This is a genomic window from uncultured Serinicoccus sp., assembly GCF_947487915.1.
Classification (GTDB): Bacteria; Actinomycetota; Actinomycetes; order Actinomycetales; family Dermatophilaceae; genus Ornithinicoccus.
Genome location: NZ_CANKYH010000004.1, coordinates 270753 through 287208 on the forward strand (window position 1 = coordinate 270753; position 16456 = coordinate 287208).

The 16456-nt window shown below is 73.0% G+C and carries 17 protein-coding genes; 10 read left to right on the forward strand and 7 right to left on the reverse strand.

Translation table 11 applies throughout. The features are described 5' to 3' along the window. Positions 1-2: 2 nt before the first annotated feature. From Q0795_RS06635 to era, 4 genes are read left to right on the forward strand one after another with little or no spacing between them, the layout of a single operon-like run. Positions 3-1058, forward strand: coding sequence for a PhoH family protein (locus tag Q0795_RS06635; protein ID WP_298888122.1), 1056 nt, complete (start codon positions 3-5; stop codon positions 1056-1058). Continuing rightward, the gene (gene ybeY, locus Q0795_RS06640) at positions 1055-1579 is read left to right on the forward strand and encodes an rRNA maturation RNase YbeY (RefSeq protein WP_298888298.1); all 525 of its coding nucleotides are present in this window, start codon (positions 1055-1057) and stop codon (positions 1577-1579) included. The genes Q0795_RS06635 and ybeY overlap by 4 nt, the downstream gene beginning before the upstream one ends. Further along, complete coding sequence (locus tag Q0795_RS06645; RefSeq protein WP_298888123.1) at positions 1576-3012, forward strand: hemolysin family protein; 1437 nt, start codon at positions 1576-1578, stop codon at positions 3010-3012. The genes ybeY and Q0795_RS06645 overlap by 4 nt, the downstream gene beginning before the upstream one ends. After that, complete coding sequence (gene era / locus Q0795_RS06650; RefSeq protein WP_298888125.1) at positions 3002-3922, forward strand: GTPase Era; 921 nt, start codon at positions 3002-3004, stop codon at positions 3920-3922. Before Q0795_RS06645 ends, era begins: the two co-directional genes overlap by 11 nt. A gap of 94 nt (positions 3923-4016) precedes the next feature. On the opposite strand, the gene Q0795_RS06655 is transcribed toward era, so the two are convergent. Beyond that, the gene (locus Q0795_RS06655; protein ID WP_298888126.1) at positions 4017-4493 is read right to left on the reverse strand and encodes a PH domain-containing protein; all 477 of its coding nucleotides are present in this window, start codon (positions 4491-4493) and stop codon (positions 4017-4019) included. Between the two features lie 235 nt (positions 4494-4728). Here Q0795_RS06655 and dhaK point away from each other — a divergent pair, with 235 nt between their 5' ends. The 3 genes from dhaK to ptsP are packed head-to-tail and all read left to right on the forward strand — an operon-like array spanning position 4729 to position 8870. After that, complete coding sequence (dhaK, locus tag Q0795_RS06660) at positions 4729-5730, forward strand: dihydroxyacetone kinase subunit DhaK (protein ID WP_298888128.1); 1002 nt, start codon at positions 4729-4731, stop codon at positions 5728-5730. Positions 5731-5734: 4 nt separating this feature from the next. After that, positions 5735-6361, forward strand: a complete 627-nt coding sequence (gene dhaL / locus Q0795_RS06665) for a dihydroxyacetone kinase subunit DhaL (protein WP_298888129.1) — start codon at positions 5735-5737, stop codon at positions 6359-6361. Positions 6362-6371: 10 nt separating this feature from the next. After that, positions 6372-8870 (forward strand): phosphoenolpyruvate--protein phosphotransferase, encoded by a 2499-nt coding sequence (gene ptsP, locus Q0795_RS06670; RefSeq protein WP_298888130.1) that lies wholly within the window; start codon positions 6372-6374, stop codon positions 8868-8870. An 87-nt stretch (positions 8871-8957) separates the two neighbouring features. Here ptsP and Q0795_RS06675 read toward each other — a convergent pair whose 3' ends face one another. Further along, the gene (locus Q0795_RS06675) at positions 8958-9593 is read right to left on the reverse strand and encodes an alpha-ketoglutarate-dependent dioxygenase AlkB (RefSeq protein WP_298888132.1); all 636 of its coding nucleotides are present in this window, start codon (positions 9591-9593) and stop codon (positions 8958-8960) included. Positions 9594-9691: 98 nt separating this feature from the next. Here Q0795_RS06675 and recO point away from each other — a divergent pair, with 98 nt between their 5' ends. Further along, positions 9692-10423 carry a DNA repair protein RecO gene (gene recO, locus Q0795_RS06680; protein ID WP_298888134.1) on the forward strand — a complete coding sequence of 244 codons (732 nt, stop codon included), beginning with the start codon at positions 9692-9694 and terminating at the stop codon, positions 10421-10423. Further along, entirely contained in the window at positions 10424-11206 is a 783-nt protein-coding gene (locus tag Q0795_RS06685; RefSeq protein WP_298888135.1) for an isoprenyl transferase, read from the forward strand. A gap of 180 nt (positions 11207-11386) precedes the next feature. Here the strand turns inward: Q0795_RS06685 and Q0795_RS06690 are convergent, their stop codons facing one another. The 5 genes from Q0795_RS06690 to Q0795_RS06710 all read right to left on the reverse strand — a co-directional run bounded on the left by Q0795_RS06690 (position 11387) and on the right by Q0795_RS06710 (position 14998). Next, positions 11387-11773: a Fur family transcriptional regulator gene (locus Q0795_RS06690; RefSeq protein WP_298888137.1), complete on the reverse strand. Its 387-nt coding sequence runs from the start codon at positions 11771-11773 to the stop codon at positions 11387-11389. Then, on the reverse strand, positions 11770-12828 hold the full coding sequence (locus tag Q0795_RS06695) for a metal ABC transporter permease (RefSeq protein WP_298888141.1): 1059 nt from the start codon (positions 12826-12828) through the stop codon (positions 11770-11772). Before Q0795_RS06695 ends, Q0795_RS06690 begins: the two co-directional genes overlap by 4 nt. Then, positions 12825-13574 carry a metal ABC transporter ATP-binding protein gene (locus Q0795_RS06700; protein ID WP_298888143.1) on the reverse strand — a complete coding sequence of 250 codons (750 nt, stop codon included), beginning with the start codon at positions 13572-13574 and terminating at the stop codon, positions 12825-12827. The genes Q0795_RS06695 and Q0795_RS06700 overlap by 4 nt, the downstream gene beginning before the upstream one ends. After that, on the reverse strand, positions 13571-14566 hold the full coding sequence (locus tag Q0795_RS06705) for a metal ABC transporter substrate-binding protein (protein WP_298888145.1): 996 nt from the start codon (positions 14564-14566) through the stop codon (positions 13571-13573). The genes Q0795_RS06700 and Q0795_RS06705 overlap by 4 nt, the downstream gene beginning before the upstream one ends. Before the next feature lie 90 nt (positions 14567-14656). After that, positions 14657-14998, reverse strand: coding sequence for a DUF6703 family protein (locus tag Q0795_RS06710; RefSeq protein ID WP_298888147.1), 342 nt, complete (start codon positions 14996-14998; stop codon positions 14657-14659). A 55-nt stretch (positions 14999-15053) separates the two neighbouring features. Between Q0795_RS06710 and Q0795_RS06715 the strand changes: the two genes are divergently transcribed. Beyond that, positions 15054-16451: a glycine--tRNA ligase gene (locus tag Q0795_RS06715; RefSeq protein WP_298888149.1), complete on the forward strand. Its 1398-nt coding sequence runs from the start codon at positions 15054-15056 to the stop codon at positions 16449-16451. Positions 16452-16456: the final 5 nt, after the last annotated feature.

Genomic DNA, 16456 nt, shown 5'->3' on the forward strand with positions numbered 1-16456 from the left:
TGATGACGCAGACCGACACCAGCCCACGACCCCAGCCCACGCATACCGTCGTCATCCCCGACGAGGTGCCCATGGTGACCCTCCTGGGTCCCCGCGACGAATTGCTGCGCACCGTCGAGCGCGCCTTCCCCCGGGTGGACGTGCACGTGCGCGGCAACGAGTTCCGGCTCACCGGCGACTCCGCCGAGCTGGCCCTCGTCGAGCGCCTCGTCGACGAGCTGCTCGCCATCGTCGGGCGCGGCCAGCCGCTCAACCGGGACGCCGTCGAGCGCAGCATCGGCATGCTGCGGACCGCGACCTCCGACCGGCCCGCGGACGTGCTGACGATGAACATCGTCTCCAGCCGGGGTCGGACCATCCGGCCCAAGACCCTCAACCAGAAGCACTACGTCGACGCCATCGACGCCCACACCATCGTCTTCGGGCTCGGGCCGGCGGGCACCGGCAAGACCTACCTGGCGATGGCCAAGGCGGTCGCGGCGCTGCAGGCCAAGCAGGTCAACCGCATCATCCTCACCCGCCCGGCGGTCGAGGCGGGGGAGCGCCTCGGCTTCCTGCCGGGCACCCTCACCGACAAGATCGACCCCTACCTGCGCCCCCTCTACGACGCGCTGCACGACATGGTCGACAGCGACTCGATGTCCAAGCTCATGGCGGCGGGCACCATCGAGGTGGCCCCGCTGGCCTACATGCGCGGGCGCAGCCTCAACGACGCGTTCATCATCCTCGACGAGGCCCAGAACACCTCGCCCGAGCAGATGAAGATGTTCCTCACCCGGCTCGGTTTCGGCTCCAAGATGGTGGTCACGGGTGACACCACGCAGGTCGACCTGCCGGGCGGCACCCAGTCCGGCCTGCGGGTGGTCCAGGACATCCTGGACGGCGTGGAGGACATCCACTTCTCCCACCTCACCAGCCAGGACGTCGTGCGTCACCGGCTGGTCAGCGACATCGTCGACGCCTACGGGCGGTTCGACGAGCGACGCCAGCGCCGGGGCCCGCGCCGCCAGGCGTCCGGGCCGACGGGTGGAGGGTCCTCCCCCCGGGAGGACACCTGATGATCGAGGTGCTCAACGAGTCGGGGGAGGTCCCGGCACCGGTGCCGGAGCAGGAGCTCGCGGACCTGGGGCGGCACGTGCTGGACCAGCTCCAGGTCAACCCCCGGGCGGAGCTGACCATCACCCTCGTGGACGAGGAGACGATGGCCCACCTGCACCAGCGCTGGATGGACCTGCCCGGGCCCACCGACGTCATGAGCTTCCCGATGGACGAGCTGCGCCCCGGCGGGAGCGCGGGCCGACCCGAGGACGACGCGGGCACCGAGACGGGGATCCTCGGGGACGTCGTGCTGTGCCCGTCGGTGGCGCGGACCCAGGCCCAGCAGGCCGGCCACGCCGTCGGTGACGAGGTGCTCCTGCTCACGACGCACGGGATCCTCCACCTGCTCGGCTTCGACCACGCCGAGAAGGCCGAGGAGCGGGAGATGTTCGACCTGCAGCGGACGCTGCTGCTGACCTTCCTGGCCCAGCGGGGCCGGACCACCCGGGCGGCCGACGACGACGTGGTGGGTCGCCCGTGACCACGCTCGTGCTCGTCGCGGTCCTGACGACGACGATCGCCTTCCTGCTCACAGCCGGCGAGACCGCCCTGCAGCGGGTCAGCCTGCGGCGGGCCGAGCAGCTCGTCGAGGAGGGTCGCACCGGGGCCCGGGCGCTGGAGCGCATCGCGGGTGACGCCGCGCCATACCTCGCGGTCGCCGCCTTCGTCCGCGTCGCCGCCGAGGCGGCCACGGCGGTCCTGGTGACCGTCGCCGTCGACATCCGCACCGACTCCCACCTGCAGACCGCGCTCATCGCCGTCGGCATCATGGTCGTCGTAACCTTCGTCGTGGTGGGGGTCTCCCCGCGGACGCTGGGCCGGCAGCACACCGAGCCGGTGGCGCTCGTCGCCGCGCCCGTGGTCCGCCTGCTGCGCCTCTTCCTCGGGCCGGTTGCCAAGCTGCTCGTGCTCTTCGGCAACGCGGTGACCCCGGGGCGGGGGTATGCCGAGGGACCGTTCGCCACCGAGACCGAGCTGCGCGAGCTGGTCGACCTGGCCGGGGAGTCCTCGGTGATCGAGGACGACGAGCGGGAGATGATCCACTCGATCTTCGAGCTCGGTGACACCGTGGCCAGGGAGGTCATGGTGCCCCGCCCGGACCTGGTGACGATCAAGGCCGAGAAGGTGCTGCGGCAGGCGATGTCGCTGCTGCTGCGCTCGGGCTTCTCCCGGGTCCCCGTGGTGGGGGAGGACACCGACGACGTGCTGGGGATGCTCTACTTCAAGGACGTGGCGCGCGCGGTGAACAGCCGCCCCGGGACGGCTGGCGTCGTGCCGGTCACCGACGTCATGCGGCCCGTGCAGCGGATCCCCGAGATGAAGCGGGTGGACGAGCTGCTCAAGGAGATGCAGCGCGGCCGCCAGCACGTCGCCGTCGTCATCGACGAGTACGGCGGCACCGCCGGCCTCATCACCATCGAGGACATCGTCGAGGAGATCGTGGGCGAGATCACCGACGAGTACGACCGCGACAGCGTCGACGTCGAGGAGGTCGTCCTCGACGACGGGACGGTGCGCACGCGGGTCCCGGCGAACCTGCCGGTGGACGACCTGGCGCAGATGTTCGACGTCGAGATCGAGACCGAGGACGTCGACTCCGTCGGCGGCCTGCTCTCCACGGCCATCGGCATGGTGCCCATCCAGGGCGCGGTCGGGGAGGTCGCGGGGCTGGAGCTGGCCGCGGAACGGATGGCGGGTCGTCGGCGCCGGGTCGCGACCGTGCTCGTGCGCCGGGTCCCCGAGCCCGAGCCGGAGGCGCCGCTGGAGGACCCGCGCGCCGAGGAGGCCGGCCCGGACCAGGAGCGCGCGGGCCCGCAGGACGGGCAGGCCGCGGTCCCAGCCGCCGACACCCTCGTCCCCCGGGGCGAGCGATCCACCCACCACGAGGACGAGGTGAGCACCAGTGCCCGATGAGCAGGCCTACCGCGCGGGGTTCGTCAGCCTGGTCGGGCGGCCCAACGCCGGCAAGTCGACGCTAACCAATGCCCTCGTGGGCAGCAAGGTCGCGATCACCTCCTCCAAGCCGCAGACCACGCGGCACGCGATCCGCGGCATCCGCACGACGGAGGCCTCCCAGCTCATCCTGGTCGACACCCCCGGCCTGCACCGACCTCGCTCGCTGCTCGGCCAGCGGCTCAACGACCTGGTCCGCGAGACCCTGCTCTCGGTGGACGTCATCGGCTTCTGCCTGCCCAGCGACCAGCGGGTCGGCCCGGGCGACACCTTCATCGCCCGCGACCTGGCCGACCTCCACCGGGCCCGCCGGGTTCCCGTGGTCGCCATCGCCACCAAGTCCGACGCGGTCACCCGGGACCGCCTCGCCGAGCACCTCGTCGCCATCGACCAGCTGGGGGAGTGGGACGCGATCATCCCGTGCTCGGCCACCCGCGGCGATCAGGTCGGGGAGGTCGCCGACCTGCTGACGTCCTACCTGCCAGAGTCGCCACAGCTCTACCCGGCCGACCAGATCACCGACGAGTCGACCCTCGTGCAGATCGCCGAGATGGTGCGCGAGGCGGCCCTCGAGGGCGTGCGCGACGAGCTCCCGCACAGCCTGGCCGTGCAGGTCGAGGAGATCGTCCCGCGACCGGACCGCCCCGACGACTCGCCGCTGTCGGACGTCCGCGTCAACGTCTTCGTCGAGCGGCCCAGCCAGAAGGCCATCATCATCGGCCGGGGCGGTTCACGCCTGCGCGACGTCGGCACCGAGGCCCGGCGGGGGATCGAGCAGCTCATGGGGCACCGGGTGCACCTCGACCTGCACGTCAAGGTGGCCAAGGACTGGCAGCGCGACCCCAAGGCGCTCGACCGGCTCGGCTTCTGAGCCTCGGCGCCAGCGACGCGTCCACCAAGGCCGGGTCGATCCACGGCGCGGGTGATCATCGCGCTCGCGCGCTCGGGGTATGACCGCGTGGTCCTCAGGGCTCCTGGGCAGCCGTCCCCCTGTCCTGCCCGGTGAAGCGGGCCCGTGCCGCCCGCACCTCCTCGAGCTGCTCGGGCTGGACCGCCGGGAGCTGCATCGTGCTGCCGTCGTTGAGCTCTGCCGTCACGGCGGTGGCCCATCTCCCGCCTTCGGCCCTGACGTCCGCGAGCTCGGACCAGGAGACCAGCCGTTCGCGCGAGAGATGACCACGGACCGCCAGGCCCTCCTCGCTCGCGCCGGTGCGCGGACGCACCTGAACCAGGACGAGGAGGCCGAGGGCCGCGGTGGCCAGGGCACTCAGCGTGGTGCTCGTGTCCCATCCCGCCAGGACTCCGAGGATCAGGCGGAGCAGCAGCAGCACCACGACCACGACCGCCAGCACGCGCCACCACCGGGGAAACGGACCCCGGAGGACGTGCCATACCGAGGGGCCGGGCGTCCCCGCACCGTGCTGCTCCGTGTCGCCGCTCATCACGTCATCCTGCCCGGGCCCGGCCCGACGCGCCCGCCGGCGGGACCCACGGCGCTCGACCGGCTCAGGCGTGCACGTGAACGCCTGAGCCGGTGCGGCCTGGCGTGTCGTCGGCTGTGGCGTTCACGTGAACGCCCTGGCCGACGCAACCGGTGTGCGGCGGGGACGAAGACGGCTCCGACCGACCGGGGCGAGGGCATACCCGGGAGCGCTGTTCCGTGGCAGAGTGGGCACCATGAAGAAACTGCTCAACGACCCCGCTGACGTGGTCGTCGAGGCGCTGGCGGGGATGGCTGCGGCCCACCCCGACCACCTGCGCGTCGACCTGGACCACAAGCTCGTGCTCCGCGCCGGTGCGCCGGTCTCCGGCAAGGTCGCCCTCGTCTCCGGCGGGGGTTCGGGCCACGAACCGCTGCACGGCGGGTTCGTCGGCCGTGGGATGCTCGACGCCGCCTGCGCGGGAGAGGTCTTCACCTCGCCGGTCCCGGACCAGATCCTCGCCGCGACCACCGCTGTCGACGGTGGTGCGGGGGTGCTGCACATCGTCAAGAACTACACCGGCGACGTCATGAACTTCGAGATGGCGGCCGAGCTCGCCGCGGAGTCCGGCGTGCAGGTCGAGGCCGTCGTCACCGACGACGACGTCGCCGTCCAGGACAGTCTCTTCACCGCCGGCCGTCGTGGTGTCGGCGTCACCGTCCTCTTGGAGAAGATCGTCGGTGCGGCGGCCGAGGAGGGCCAGGACCTCGCGGCCTGCGCGGAGCTGGCGCGCCGCGTCAACGCCCAGGGCAGGTCGATGGGCATCGCCCTCACCTCCTGCACGGTGCCCGCCGCCGGCAAGCCGACCTTCGAGCTGGCCGACGACGAGATGGAGATCGGCATCGGCATCCACGGCGAGCCGGGCCGCTCTACCGAGAAGCTCGCGCCCGCGCGGGACGTCGCGGCCCGCCTCGTCGAGCCGGTCGTCTCCGACCTCGGCCTGGAGCGTGGCGAGTCGGTCATCGCCTTCGTCAACGGCATGGGCGGCACGCCCCTGCTGGAGCTCTACGTCATGTACGGCGAGGTGGCCCGCCTGCTCGAGGAGGCCGGGATCACCGTGGCCCGCTCGCTGGTCGGCAACTACATCACCTCCCTCGAGATGGCCGGCTGCTCGGTCACGCTGCTGCGGGTGGACGAGGAGATGGTGCGGCTCTGGGACGCCCCCGTGGACACGCCCGGCCTGCGATGGGGAGGATGAGGGTATGGCTGACCTCACCGCATTCCAGGCCTGGATCGCCGCGTGCTCGGAGAGCATCACGGCCCACGCCGACGACCTGACCGAGCTCGACCGGGCGATCGGTGACGCCGACCACGGCAGCAACATGAAGCGGGGCCTGACCGCCTGCGCCGCCCTGGCCGACCAGGAGGACTTCTCCAGCATCGACGCCTACCTCAAGAAGGTGGGGATGACCCTGGTGAGCACCGTCGGCGGCGCCTCCGGGCCGCTCTACGGCACGTTCTTCCTCCGGCTGGCCGGGCCGCTGGCGGCGAGTGAGGACGTGAGCGCCCGGGAGTTCGGCCAGGCGCTGCGCGCAGGTGTCGAGGGCATCGTCGCGCGGGGCAAGGCCGAGGCGGGTGACAAGACGATGTATGACGCGTTCTCCCCCGCGCTGGAGGCCTTCGAGTCGGCGGCCGGCTCCGGGTCCGAGCTCGCCGAGGCGCTCCGTGCGGCCGCGGACGCGGCGGCGCAGGGTCGGGACGCGACCGAGCCGATGGTCGCCCGGAAGGGCCGTGCGTCCTACCTCGGGGAGCGCAGCGCCGGCCACCAGGACCCCGGGGCCACCAGCGCCACCCTGCTCATCGAGGCCGCCGCGAAGACCCTTTCGTGAGCCGGTCCCGATGATCGCGCTGGTCGTCGTCTCCCACAGCCGTGCCCTGGCGCGGGCCGCCGTCGCCCTCGCCGCCGAGATGAGCCCGGAGGACGGGCCCCGTCTGGAAATGGCCGCCGGGCTGGACGAGGAGACGACCGGCACCGACGCGGTCGCCATCGCCGAGGCCCTGGGCCGGGCGGACGACGCCTCCGAGGGTGACGGGGTCCTCGTGCTGGTCGACCTGGGCAGCGCCGTGCTCTCGACCGAGATGGCGCTGGAGATGATCGACCCGGAGATCGCCGGACGGGTGCAGGTCAGCCCGGCGCCGTTGGTCGAGGGGCTGATCGCGGCCACCGTGGCCGCAGGCACCGGCGCCGACCTGGCGACCTGCGCCACCGAGGCACGGCGCGGCCTCGACGCCAAGACCTCCCATCTCGCAGACACCCCGCACGCCGCCGAGCCCGAGGCCGCGGGGGAGACCGGCGACGCGGCCGCCGACGAGGAGTCCGGCGAGTGGGCGGGGGTGGAGGTCTCGGTGACGGGGGAGCACGGCCTGCACGCCCGGCCCGCCGCGCGGCTCGTGTCCACGGCGGCCGGCGCCTCGCCCGGCACCCGGGTACGCGTCCGCAACGTGACCACCGGGGCGGGGCCGGTCGACGCCCTCAGCCTCTCGGGTGTCGCGACGCTGGGCGCCCGCCAGGGCCACGTGCTCCGGGCGGAGGCGACGGGCGAGCGCGCCGACGAGGTGCTCCGCCAGATCGAGCAGCTGGCCGCGACCGCCTTCGGCGACGAGCCCGGCCCGGCACAGCCGCTGGCCGACGACGACGCACCGGCGCCCTCGGTGAGCGTGGAGCCGGGGGTGGCCGGCTCGGGGCTGGAGGCCGCCATGGGTCCGGCCGTGCTCGACCGGACCGTGCCGGACCCCGACGACGTCGTCGCCGGGAGCGAGCAGGAGGAGCAGGACCGGCTCGACGCCGCGGTCGCCGAGGCGCTGGACGCCCTGCAGCAGCTGACGGCACGTGCGCGTCGCCACCTCGGCGACGGACAGGCGGAGGTGTTCGAGGCGCACGCTGCGCTGCTGCGGGATCCCGAGCTGCTCGGGGACGTCTCGCGGCGGATCTCGGCGGGGCAGGCCGCGGCCCTCGCCTGGCAGGACGCCGTGCAGGCCGTCGCCGGGCGCTTCGAGGCCATCCCCGACGCCTACCTGCAGGAGCGGGCGCAGGACGTGCGCAGCATCGGTGAGCGCGTGATGCGGGTGCTGCTGGACGTCGCCGAGCCGGAGGCGCTCGGAGAGGGTGTGCTCGTCGTGGACGAGCTCGACCCGGCGCTGGCGATCTCGCTGGACGCAGGCGCCATCCGCGGTGTCGTCACGAGGCAGGGCGGGGCCCTGGGACACGGGGTGCTCATCGCCCGGGCGCGCGGGCTCCCGGTGCTGACCGGCGCCGGGGCGCGCGCCGACGTCGCGGCGGGCACGCTCATCGCCTTCGACTCCCGTGCCGGGCGGCTGGAGATCGACCCCGTGCCCGAGGTGCAGACCGCCTTCTCCCAGATGCTCGAGAGGCGCGCGGCCGAGCGCCAGCAGGCGCTGGCCGACACCCACCTGCCGGTCGTGACGCGCGACGGGGCCCGGGTCACGGTCAAGGCCAACGTGTCCTCGGTGGCCACCGCCCGGCTGGGTGCCGGGCTCGGGGCCGAGGGGTCAGGGCTGGTCCGCACCGAGGCCGTCTTCGCCCAGTGGCACCGGGCCCCGACCGTCGACCAGCAGGTCGAGGTCTACTCCGCGATCGCGCAGGCCTTCGACCCGCACGCCGTGACCATCCGCACCTGGGACGTCGGGGGTGACAAGCCGCTGGACTTCATCCCGATCGCCGAGGAGGCCAACCCCTTCCTCGGCGTGCGGGGGATCCGCGCCTTCCGCAAGGACCCCTCCCTGCTGCTCGACCAGCTCGAGGCGCTGTGCCGGGTCGCGCGCGGCCAACGCCTCAACGTGCTCTTCCCTATGGTGACCTCGCTGGACGACGTCGACTGGGCACGGGCCCGCCTGCAGGAGGCGGCCCGCCGCGTCGGGCTCTCGGCCCCGCCCCACCAGCTGGGCGTCGGCATCATGGTGGAGGTCCCCGCCGTCGCGGTGCGGCTGGCGCGCCTGGCCCACGGCCTCGACGTCATCTCGATCGGCAGCAACGACCTGAGCCAGTACACCCTGGCCGCCGAGCGGGGCAACCCGCACGTCGCGACGTGGTCGGACGGGCTGGACCCGGCGGTGCTGCAGCTCATCCGCTACATCTGCGACCGCGCGCCCGAGGCCGTCGTCGTCAGCCTGTGCGGCGAGCTGGCCAGCGACCCCGACGTCGCCGGGCTGCTCGTGGGCCTGGGCGTGCGCGAGCTGAGCGCCTCGCCCAGCGCGGTCCCGACGATCAAGGCCCGGCTCCGCGCGGGGTCCCTGCGGGAGATGCAGGACCTCGCGGCGAGCGCCGTCACCGCCCGTGACGCCGCGGCCGTCCGCGACCTGCTCGCGCTGCACGCCTGACCACGGACCCCCTGCTTCCCCCTTCCCTTCGTCTCCGCCCCGCACCGGACGCGCGGTAGGGACGCACCGGACGCGCGGTAGGGACGCTCAGCGCACGCCGCGGGGCCGGAACTGGATGCTGATCCGCGGGCCGACCGGAGCGGAGGTCTTGGGGACGCAGTGGTCCCACGTCCGTTGGCAGGAGCCGCCCATCACCAGCAGGTCGCCGTGGCCGAGCACGTGCCGGATGCTCGGGCCCCCACCCCGGGGGCGCAGGAGCAGGGCGCGGGGCGCCCCGAGCGAGACGATCGCCACCATGGTGTCGTGCTCCTTGCTGCGACCGATCCGGTCGCCGTGCCACGCCACGCTGTCGCGCCCGTCGCGGTAGAGACACATGCCCGCGGTGACGAACGGTTCACCCAGCTCATCGGCATACCGAGAGCTCAGCTCCTCCCGTGCCGTGACCAGCACCGGGTCCGGGAGCCGCTCGCGCTCGCCGTAGAAGCGCAGCAGCCGCGGCGTCGTGACCTGGCGGTCCCACATCTGCCGTTCCTCGCCGTGCCACTCGACGCCGGCCGGACCGCCGAGGGCGAGCCGGGAGAAGAGCTCGTCCGAGCCGGTCACCCAGCCCGGCCGGACGTCGACCCAGGCGCCGTGGTCGAGAACGGTGCGGCGCACCCCGCCAGCGATGTGACGCAGGCCGACCTCGTCGACCTGGTCCAGCAGCGATCCCTGCAGCATCATGACTCCATCGTAGAACACCTGTACGAGTAGCGCACCCGTGCGCTCGCCCCGGTGCGGGATGCCGACCCACGGCGGCGCTCGGTGGGACACTGGGGGGTATGCCGACCTACCGCGACGCCGCGATCGTGCTGCGGACGTACAAGCTCGGTGAGGCCGACCGCATCGTCATCCTGCTCGGACGCACCCGTGGCCGGATCCGCGCGGTCGCCAAGGGGATCCGGCGCACCTCCAGCAAGTTCGGTGCGCGGCTCGAGCCGGGCATGGTGGTCGACGTCCAGTGCTACGAGGGCCGCTCCTTGGACACCATCACCCAGGCCGACGGGCTCGCCCCCTACGGCGACGCCATCGCCCGCGTCTACCCGGCCTGGACCGCCGCCAGCGTCATGCTGGAGACCTGCGAGCAGCTCACCGAGGAGGGCACGCCGGCGCTGCAGCACTTCCGGTTGCTCGCGGGGGGTCTGGCGGCACTCGCCGCCGGGGACCACGACGCCCGCCTCGTCCTCGACTCCTACCTCCTGCGGGCGCTGGCCATCGCCGGTTGGCGGGCGAGCTTCGTCAACTGTGCGCGCTGCGGCATGACCGGGCCGCACCGCGCGTTCCACGTCCCCTCCGGTGGCTCGGTCTGCCCGGTATGCCGTCCGCCCGGCTCCACCGCCCCCGCGCCGGAGACGATGGCGCTGCTCGCCGCCCTGTTCACCAGCGACTGGGGCGTCGCCGACGCCAGCCAGAGCCGGCACCGCGGTGAGGCGAGCGGGCTCGTGGCGGCATACCTGCAGTGGCACCTGGAGCGGGGCGTGCGCTCGTTGCGACACCTGGAGAGGACCCCCTGAGTGAGCACCCACCCCCGGCAGCCCTTCGCCCACCCCTCGGGGGCGACGCCGCCGCCGGTGCCGCGCGACCTCGTCCCGCGCCACGTCGCCGTCGTCATGGACGGCAACGGCCGGTGGGCCAACCAGCGGGGCCTGAAGCGCACGCAGGGGCACGAGGCGGGGGAGGCCTCGCTGCTGGACGTCATCGCCGGCGGCATCGAGATCGGCGTGCAGTGCATCAGCGCCTACGCGTTCTCCACCGAGAACTGGCGGCGCAGCCCCGACGAGGTCCGCTTCCTCATGGGCTTCAACCGCGCGGTCATCCACCGGCGCCGCGAGGAGCTCGACTCCTGGGGCGTGCGGGTGGTCTGGTCCGGGCGCAAGCCGCGGCTGTGGCGGTCGGTCATCTCCGAGCTGGAGTCGGCCGAGCGCCAGACCGCGGGCAACGACGTCATCACCCTCAACTTCTGCGTCAACTACGGCGGGCGGGCCGAGATCGGCGACGCCGTCCGCCGCATCGCCGAGGACGTCAAGGCCGGGCGTCTGTCACCGCGGGGCGTCGACGACCGGACCATCGGCCGCTACCTCTACCACCCCGAGGTGCCCGACGTGGACCTCTTCGTCCGCAGCTCGGGTGAGCAGCGCACCTCCAACTTCCTGCTCTGGCAGAGCGCCTACGCCGAGATGGTCTTCCAGGACGTGCTCTGGCCGGACTACGACCGGCGCGACCTCTGGCGGGCGATCGAGCAGTACGCCTCCCGCGACCGCCGCTACGGCGGCGCCGTGGACACACCGGACGGCTGAGCGGGCAGGCCCAGGTGGTCCGAGCGCCCGGGCTGTCCGACAGCCCCCTCGTCCACCGGCAGCCGCCAGGTCAACTGGCAGCCTGCACGAGGAGGCCGACAGCTGACCAGGAGGCTGGTAGCTGACCAGGAGGCCGACAGTGGGGGCCCCGCCGGAACGGGCCCCAGGAACCGTGCGGGGTCAGTGGCAGGAGGAGCAGGTGCCGACGATCTCCAGCGTGTGCGCCACGTCGGTGAAGCCGTGCTCGGCGGCGACGGCGTCGGTCCAGCGCTCGACGGTGGGGCCCTCGACCTCGACGGTGCGGCCGCAGACCCGGCAGAGCAGGTGGTGGTGGTGCCCGGTGGAGCACTTGCGGTAGACCGCCTCGCCCTCGCCGGTGCGCAGCACGTCGACGTCCCCGGAGTCGGCCAGCGTCGACAGGGTCCGGTAGACGGTCGCCAGGCCCACCTTCTCGCCGGACTCGCGCAGCTGCGCGTGCAGGTCCTGGGCGCTGGTGAAGTCCTGGGTCGAGCCCAGGGCGTCGATCACCGCCGACTGCTGGCGGGTGGGGCGTCGGGTCGTGGTCATCGGGTCACCTCCTCGCGGTCTCCCAGGGTATGCCGTCCCGCCCGCGCCCCGGCCACCCCGCCCGACCCGGGATCGGCGTCGGCGGGCGGGTGGTCCGCGTGCTCGTCGTAGTGACCCTCGTGCGCGGCGTGCCGGTGCCCGTCGTGCAGGTAGTCCACGTGGTCCCCGTGGGCCACCGCCTCGTGGCCGCACCCGGGCCCGTGCTCGTGCAGGTGGCGCTCGGCGTGCCGGTGCCGGGCGGCGGCCACCGCGCGACGCAGCGTGCCGGCGAGGGCGGCGACGGCGAAGAGGGCGATGGCGAGCAGCACGATGGTGCCGCCGGACGCGGTGTCGGCGTAGTAGCTCGTCACCACCCCGCCGACCGAGGACGCCACGCCGATCCCGGCGGCCCACCACCCGGCGGCGCGGAAGCTCGCGGACAGCTGTTGCGCCGCCGCGTTGGGGATGATCATGAGGGCGCTGATGAGGAGCAGCCCGATGACCCGCATCGCGACGACGACGGTCACGGCGGTGAGCACCGCGAGGACGATGTTGAGCGCGAGGACGGGCAGCCCAGAGGCCCGCGCGAACTCCTCGTCCCCGGCGACGGCGAAGAAGCGCTGGCGCAGGACCACCGTGACGAGGACGATGACCGCGGACAGCGCCGCGAAGACGATGACGTCGGCCGTGGTGGTCGTGGTGATGGCACCGAAGAGGTAGCCGGTGAGATTGGCGGTCTGCGCCCCGTCGACCTTGTTGATGATGACGACGCCGGCGGCGATGCCGCCGTAGAACATCAGGGCCAGAGCGACGTCTCCGGAGGTGCGTCCACGGACCCGGATGAGCTCGATGGCCACCCCGGCCAGGACCGCGGCGACGAGCGCCGTCCAGACCGGGCTGGTGCTGGTCACGACGCCGATCGCCACCCCGGCGAGGGCGACGTGCCCGAGGCCGTCCCCGACGAGGGACAGCCGCCGTTGCACGAGGAAGATCCCGACCATGGGGGCGGCCAGGCCCACCACGAGCGCGGCCAGCAGCGCGTTGCGCATGAAGTCGAGCGCGAGCATCTCGCTCATGCCGCCCCCCGCCCCGCGGCGCGGGCGCGCTCGGCCTGGTGCGCGGCATACCCGTGCGGTGACCCGTCGAAGGCGAGGTGCCCGGCGTCCAGCTCCACGATCCGGTCGACGACCCCGCGCAGCGCCTCCAGCTCGTGGGTCACCACGAGCATGGTGGTGCCGCTCGTGGCCAGCCGGTGGAGCACCCCGGCGAGGACGCCCTGGCTGGCGTGGTCGACGCCGGCCGTGGGCTCGTCCATGACGAGCACGTCAGGCTGGGCGACGAGCGCCCGGGCGATGAGCACGCGGCGCTGCTGGCCGCCGGAGAGGGTGTCGACGTCGAAGCGCGCCCGGTCGGCCAGGCCGACGGTCTCCAGGGCGCGTCGCACCGCGTCCCGGTCGCGGCGACCCGCGGGGCGCCACCACGGCCGGGTGGCGAGCAGCCCGGTCGACACGATCTCGCTGACCGTCGCCCGGACCCCGCCGGTGAGGGTATGCCGCTGGGGCACGTACCCGATCCGGGTCCGGTCCCGCAGCCGGTCCAGGGGGGTTCCGAGCACCTCGACGGTCCCGCCGAGGTGCTCGGACAGGCCGAGCAGCCCGGTGACCAGCGTGGTCTTGCCCGAGCCGTTCGGACCCAGCAGCGCGAGGACCTCACCGCGGGTGACCGTCAGGTCGATCCCGGTGACGACCGGGCGCCCGTGGTGGCCGAAGCTGGCCGCCCGCAGGTCGACGACCGTGGGGGAGGTGGCGTCGTCGGTGCTCACGAGCAGCCGAGGCCCTCGGTGAGGGCATCCAGGTTGGCGCGCATGACCTCAAGGTAGTCCTCCCCGGCCGAGGCGTCGGTGAGGCTCTCGACCGGGTCGAGGGTGAGCACCTGGGTGCCGGTCTCCTGGGCGACCGTGCTGGCGATGGCGTCGCTGAGGATGGACTCGGCGTAGATCGTGCTGACGTCGAGGTCCTCGACCTGGGCGCTCACCTCGGCCAGCCGGGCGGGGGAGGGCTCGGAGTCCGGGGAGATCCCGGTGATGCCGAGCTGGTGCAGGTCGTAGCGGGCCGCGAGGTAGCCGAACGCCTCGTGCGTGGTGACCAGGTCGCGGCTCTCGCACTGCGCCAGACCAGCGGTGTAGTCCTCGTCCAGGGCGGCCAGGTCCTCGACCACGGCGGCGGCGTTGGCCTCGTAGGTGTCCGCCCCCTCGGGGTCGATCTCGGCCAGGCGGTCCGCGATCGCCTGGGCGACCTCGCCGTAGCGCTCGGTGTCCAGCCAGAAGTGCGGGTCCTCCCCCCCGTGGTCGTGGCCGTCGTCCCCCTCGGCGTGCCCGTCCTCGGCGTGCTCGTCCTCGTCCGCGTGGGCCGCGTGCTCCTCGGCGCCCTCTCCGACGGCCAGGAGATCGGCCACCGGGGTGACGTCGAGCGCGCTGTCCGGCGCCTGGGCGGCGACCGCGTCGTCGACGGCGGCCTGCAGACCGGAGGAGTAGACCACCAGGTCCGCGCCGCCGACGGTCCCCACCGCGCGAGGGCTCAGCTCGGCGTCGTGCGGGTCGGCGCCCGCTCCGGTGAGGACGGTGAGGTCGGCGCGGTCCCCGGCCACCCGCTCCACGAGGTACTCCAACGGGTAGAAGCTCGCGACCACCTCGAGCGAGGCCTGGTCGCCGGACCCCTCCTCACCAGCGCCGTCGCCACCGGAGGACGAGCCGCAGGCCCCGAGGGCGAGCGCGAGGCAGGAGGAGAGGAGCACGGCGGTGCGCAGACGAGGCATACCCCCAGTGTCAGGAGATTGATAATGATTGTCAAAACATGACGGGCGGCCGCGCAGCCCGCCCGATCCTCCCCAGGCCCTGCGCCCCCGTCAGCCGCGGGGTACCAGCTGGACGACCGTCACGGCGAGGAAGAGCAGCAGCACGGCCACCCGCATGAGCCGCTCGACCCCGGTCAGCCGCGGCCAGGAGAGGTAGAGCAGCCAGCCGACGAAGGCCAGGGCGACGCCGACGAGGATCCAGCCGGCGGTGCCCCCGAGGATGCCGCCCCCGAGGATGAGCAGCAGCAGCGCCAGGAAGGGCAGCCACACCGGCAGCCTGGCCAGCTGCAGCAGGGCCGGTCGGCTGGCCCGCTCGATGGCGCTGCGGACCGGCCCGGGCGCGGCCGTGGCGCCCGGTGCCTCGCGGTCGGGGGAGGGCTCGCTGGTGCTCACCGGACCAGCCTAAACCGGGTCCGGAGGCCCGCCGCACGCCGCTTAGACTGGGTGCATGGCTCCCTCCACCGTCGATACCGTCGTGTCCCTGTGCAAGCGCCGAGGCTTCGTGTTCCCGTCGGGAGACATCTACGGAGGCACCCGCTCGGCCTGGGACTACGGGCCCCTCGGCGTCGCCCTCAAGGAGAACATCAAGCGGCAGTGGTGGCGCTCGATGGTCCAGACCCGCGACGACGTCGTCGGACTCGACTCCTCGATCATCCTGCCGCGGCAGACCTGGGTGGCCTCCGGCCACGTGGGTGAGTTCTCCGACCCGCTCACCGAGTGCCAGTCCTGCCACAAGCGCTTCCGGGTGGACCACATGCAGGAGGCGGTGGCCGAGAAGGCGGCCCGCAAGGGCAAGGAGGTGGACCCCGACGACGTGTCGCTGGAGAACATCACCTGCCCCAACTGCGGCAACAAGGCGTGGACCGCCCCGCGCGAGTTCAACATGATGCTCAAGACCTACCTCGGGGTCATCGAGGACGAGTCCGGCCTGCACTACCTGCGCCCGGAGACCGCCCAGGGCATCTTCGTCAACTTCGCCAACGTCCTGGGGACCTCCCGCAAGAAGCCGCCGTTCGGCATCGCCCAGACCGGCAAGTCCTTCCGCAACGAGATCACGCCGGGCAACTTCATCTTCCGCACCCGCGAGTTCGAGCAGATGGAGATGGAGTTCTTCGTCAAGCCGGGCGAGGACGAGGAGTGGCACCAGTACTGGATCGACGAGCGCACCCGGTGGTACACCGACCTCGGCATCGACCCCGACAACCTGCGCCACCTCGAGCACCCGGCCGACAAGCTGTCGCACTACTCCAAGCGCACCGTCGACATCGAGTACCGCTTCAACTTCACCGGCAGCGAGTGGGGCGAGCTCGAGGGCATCGCCAACCGCACCGACTTCGACCTGTCCACGCACAGCGAGCACTCGGGTCAGGAGCTGTCCTACTTCGACCAGGCCAGCGGGGAGCGCTACGTCCCCTACGTCATCGAGCCGGCGGCCGGTCTGTCCCGCTCGCTCATGACCTTCCTCGTCGACGCCTACGCCGAGGACGAGGCGCCCAACACCAAGGGCGGCGTGGACAAGCGGGTCGTCCTGCGCCTCGACCCGCGGCTGGCCCCGGTCAAGGTGGCCGTGCTGCCGCTCTCACGCAACGCCGACCTCACGCCCAAGGCGAAGGACCTCGCCGCCCGCCTGCGCCAGCACTGGATGGTCGACGTCGACGACGCCGGGGCGATCGGCAAGCGCTACCGGCGCCAGGACGAGATCGGCACCCCCTACTGCGTCACCGTCGACTTCGACACCCTCGAGGACCAGGCGGTGACCATCCGCGACCGCGACTCGATGGGCCAGGAGCGGGTGTCGCTGGACCAGGTGGAGTCCTACCTCGCCCAGCGTCTCATCGGCTGCTGACGCCA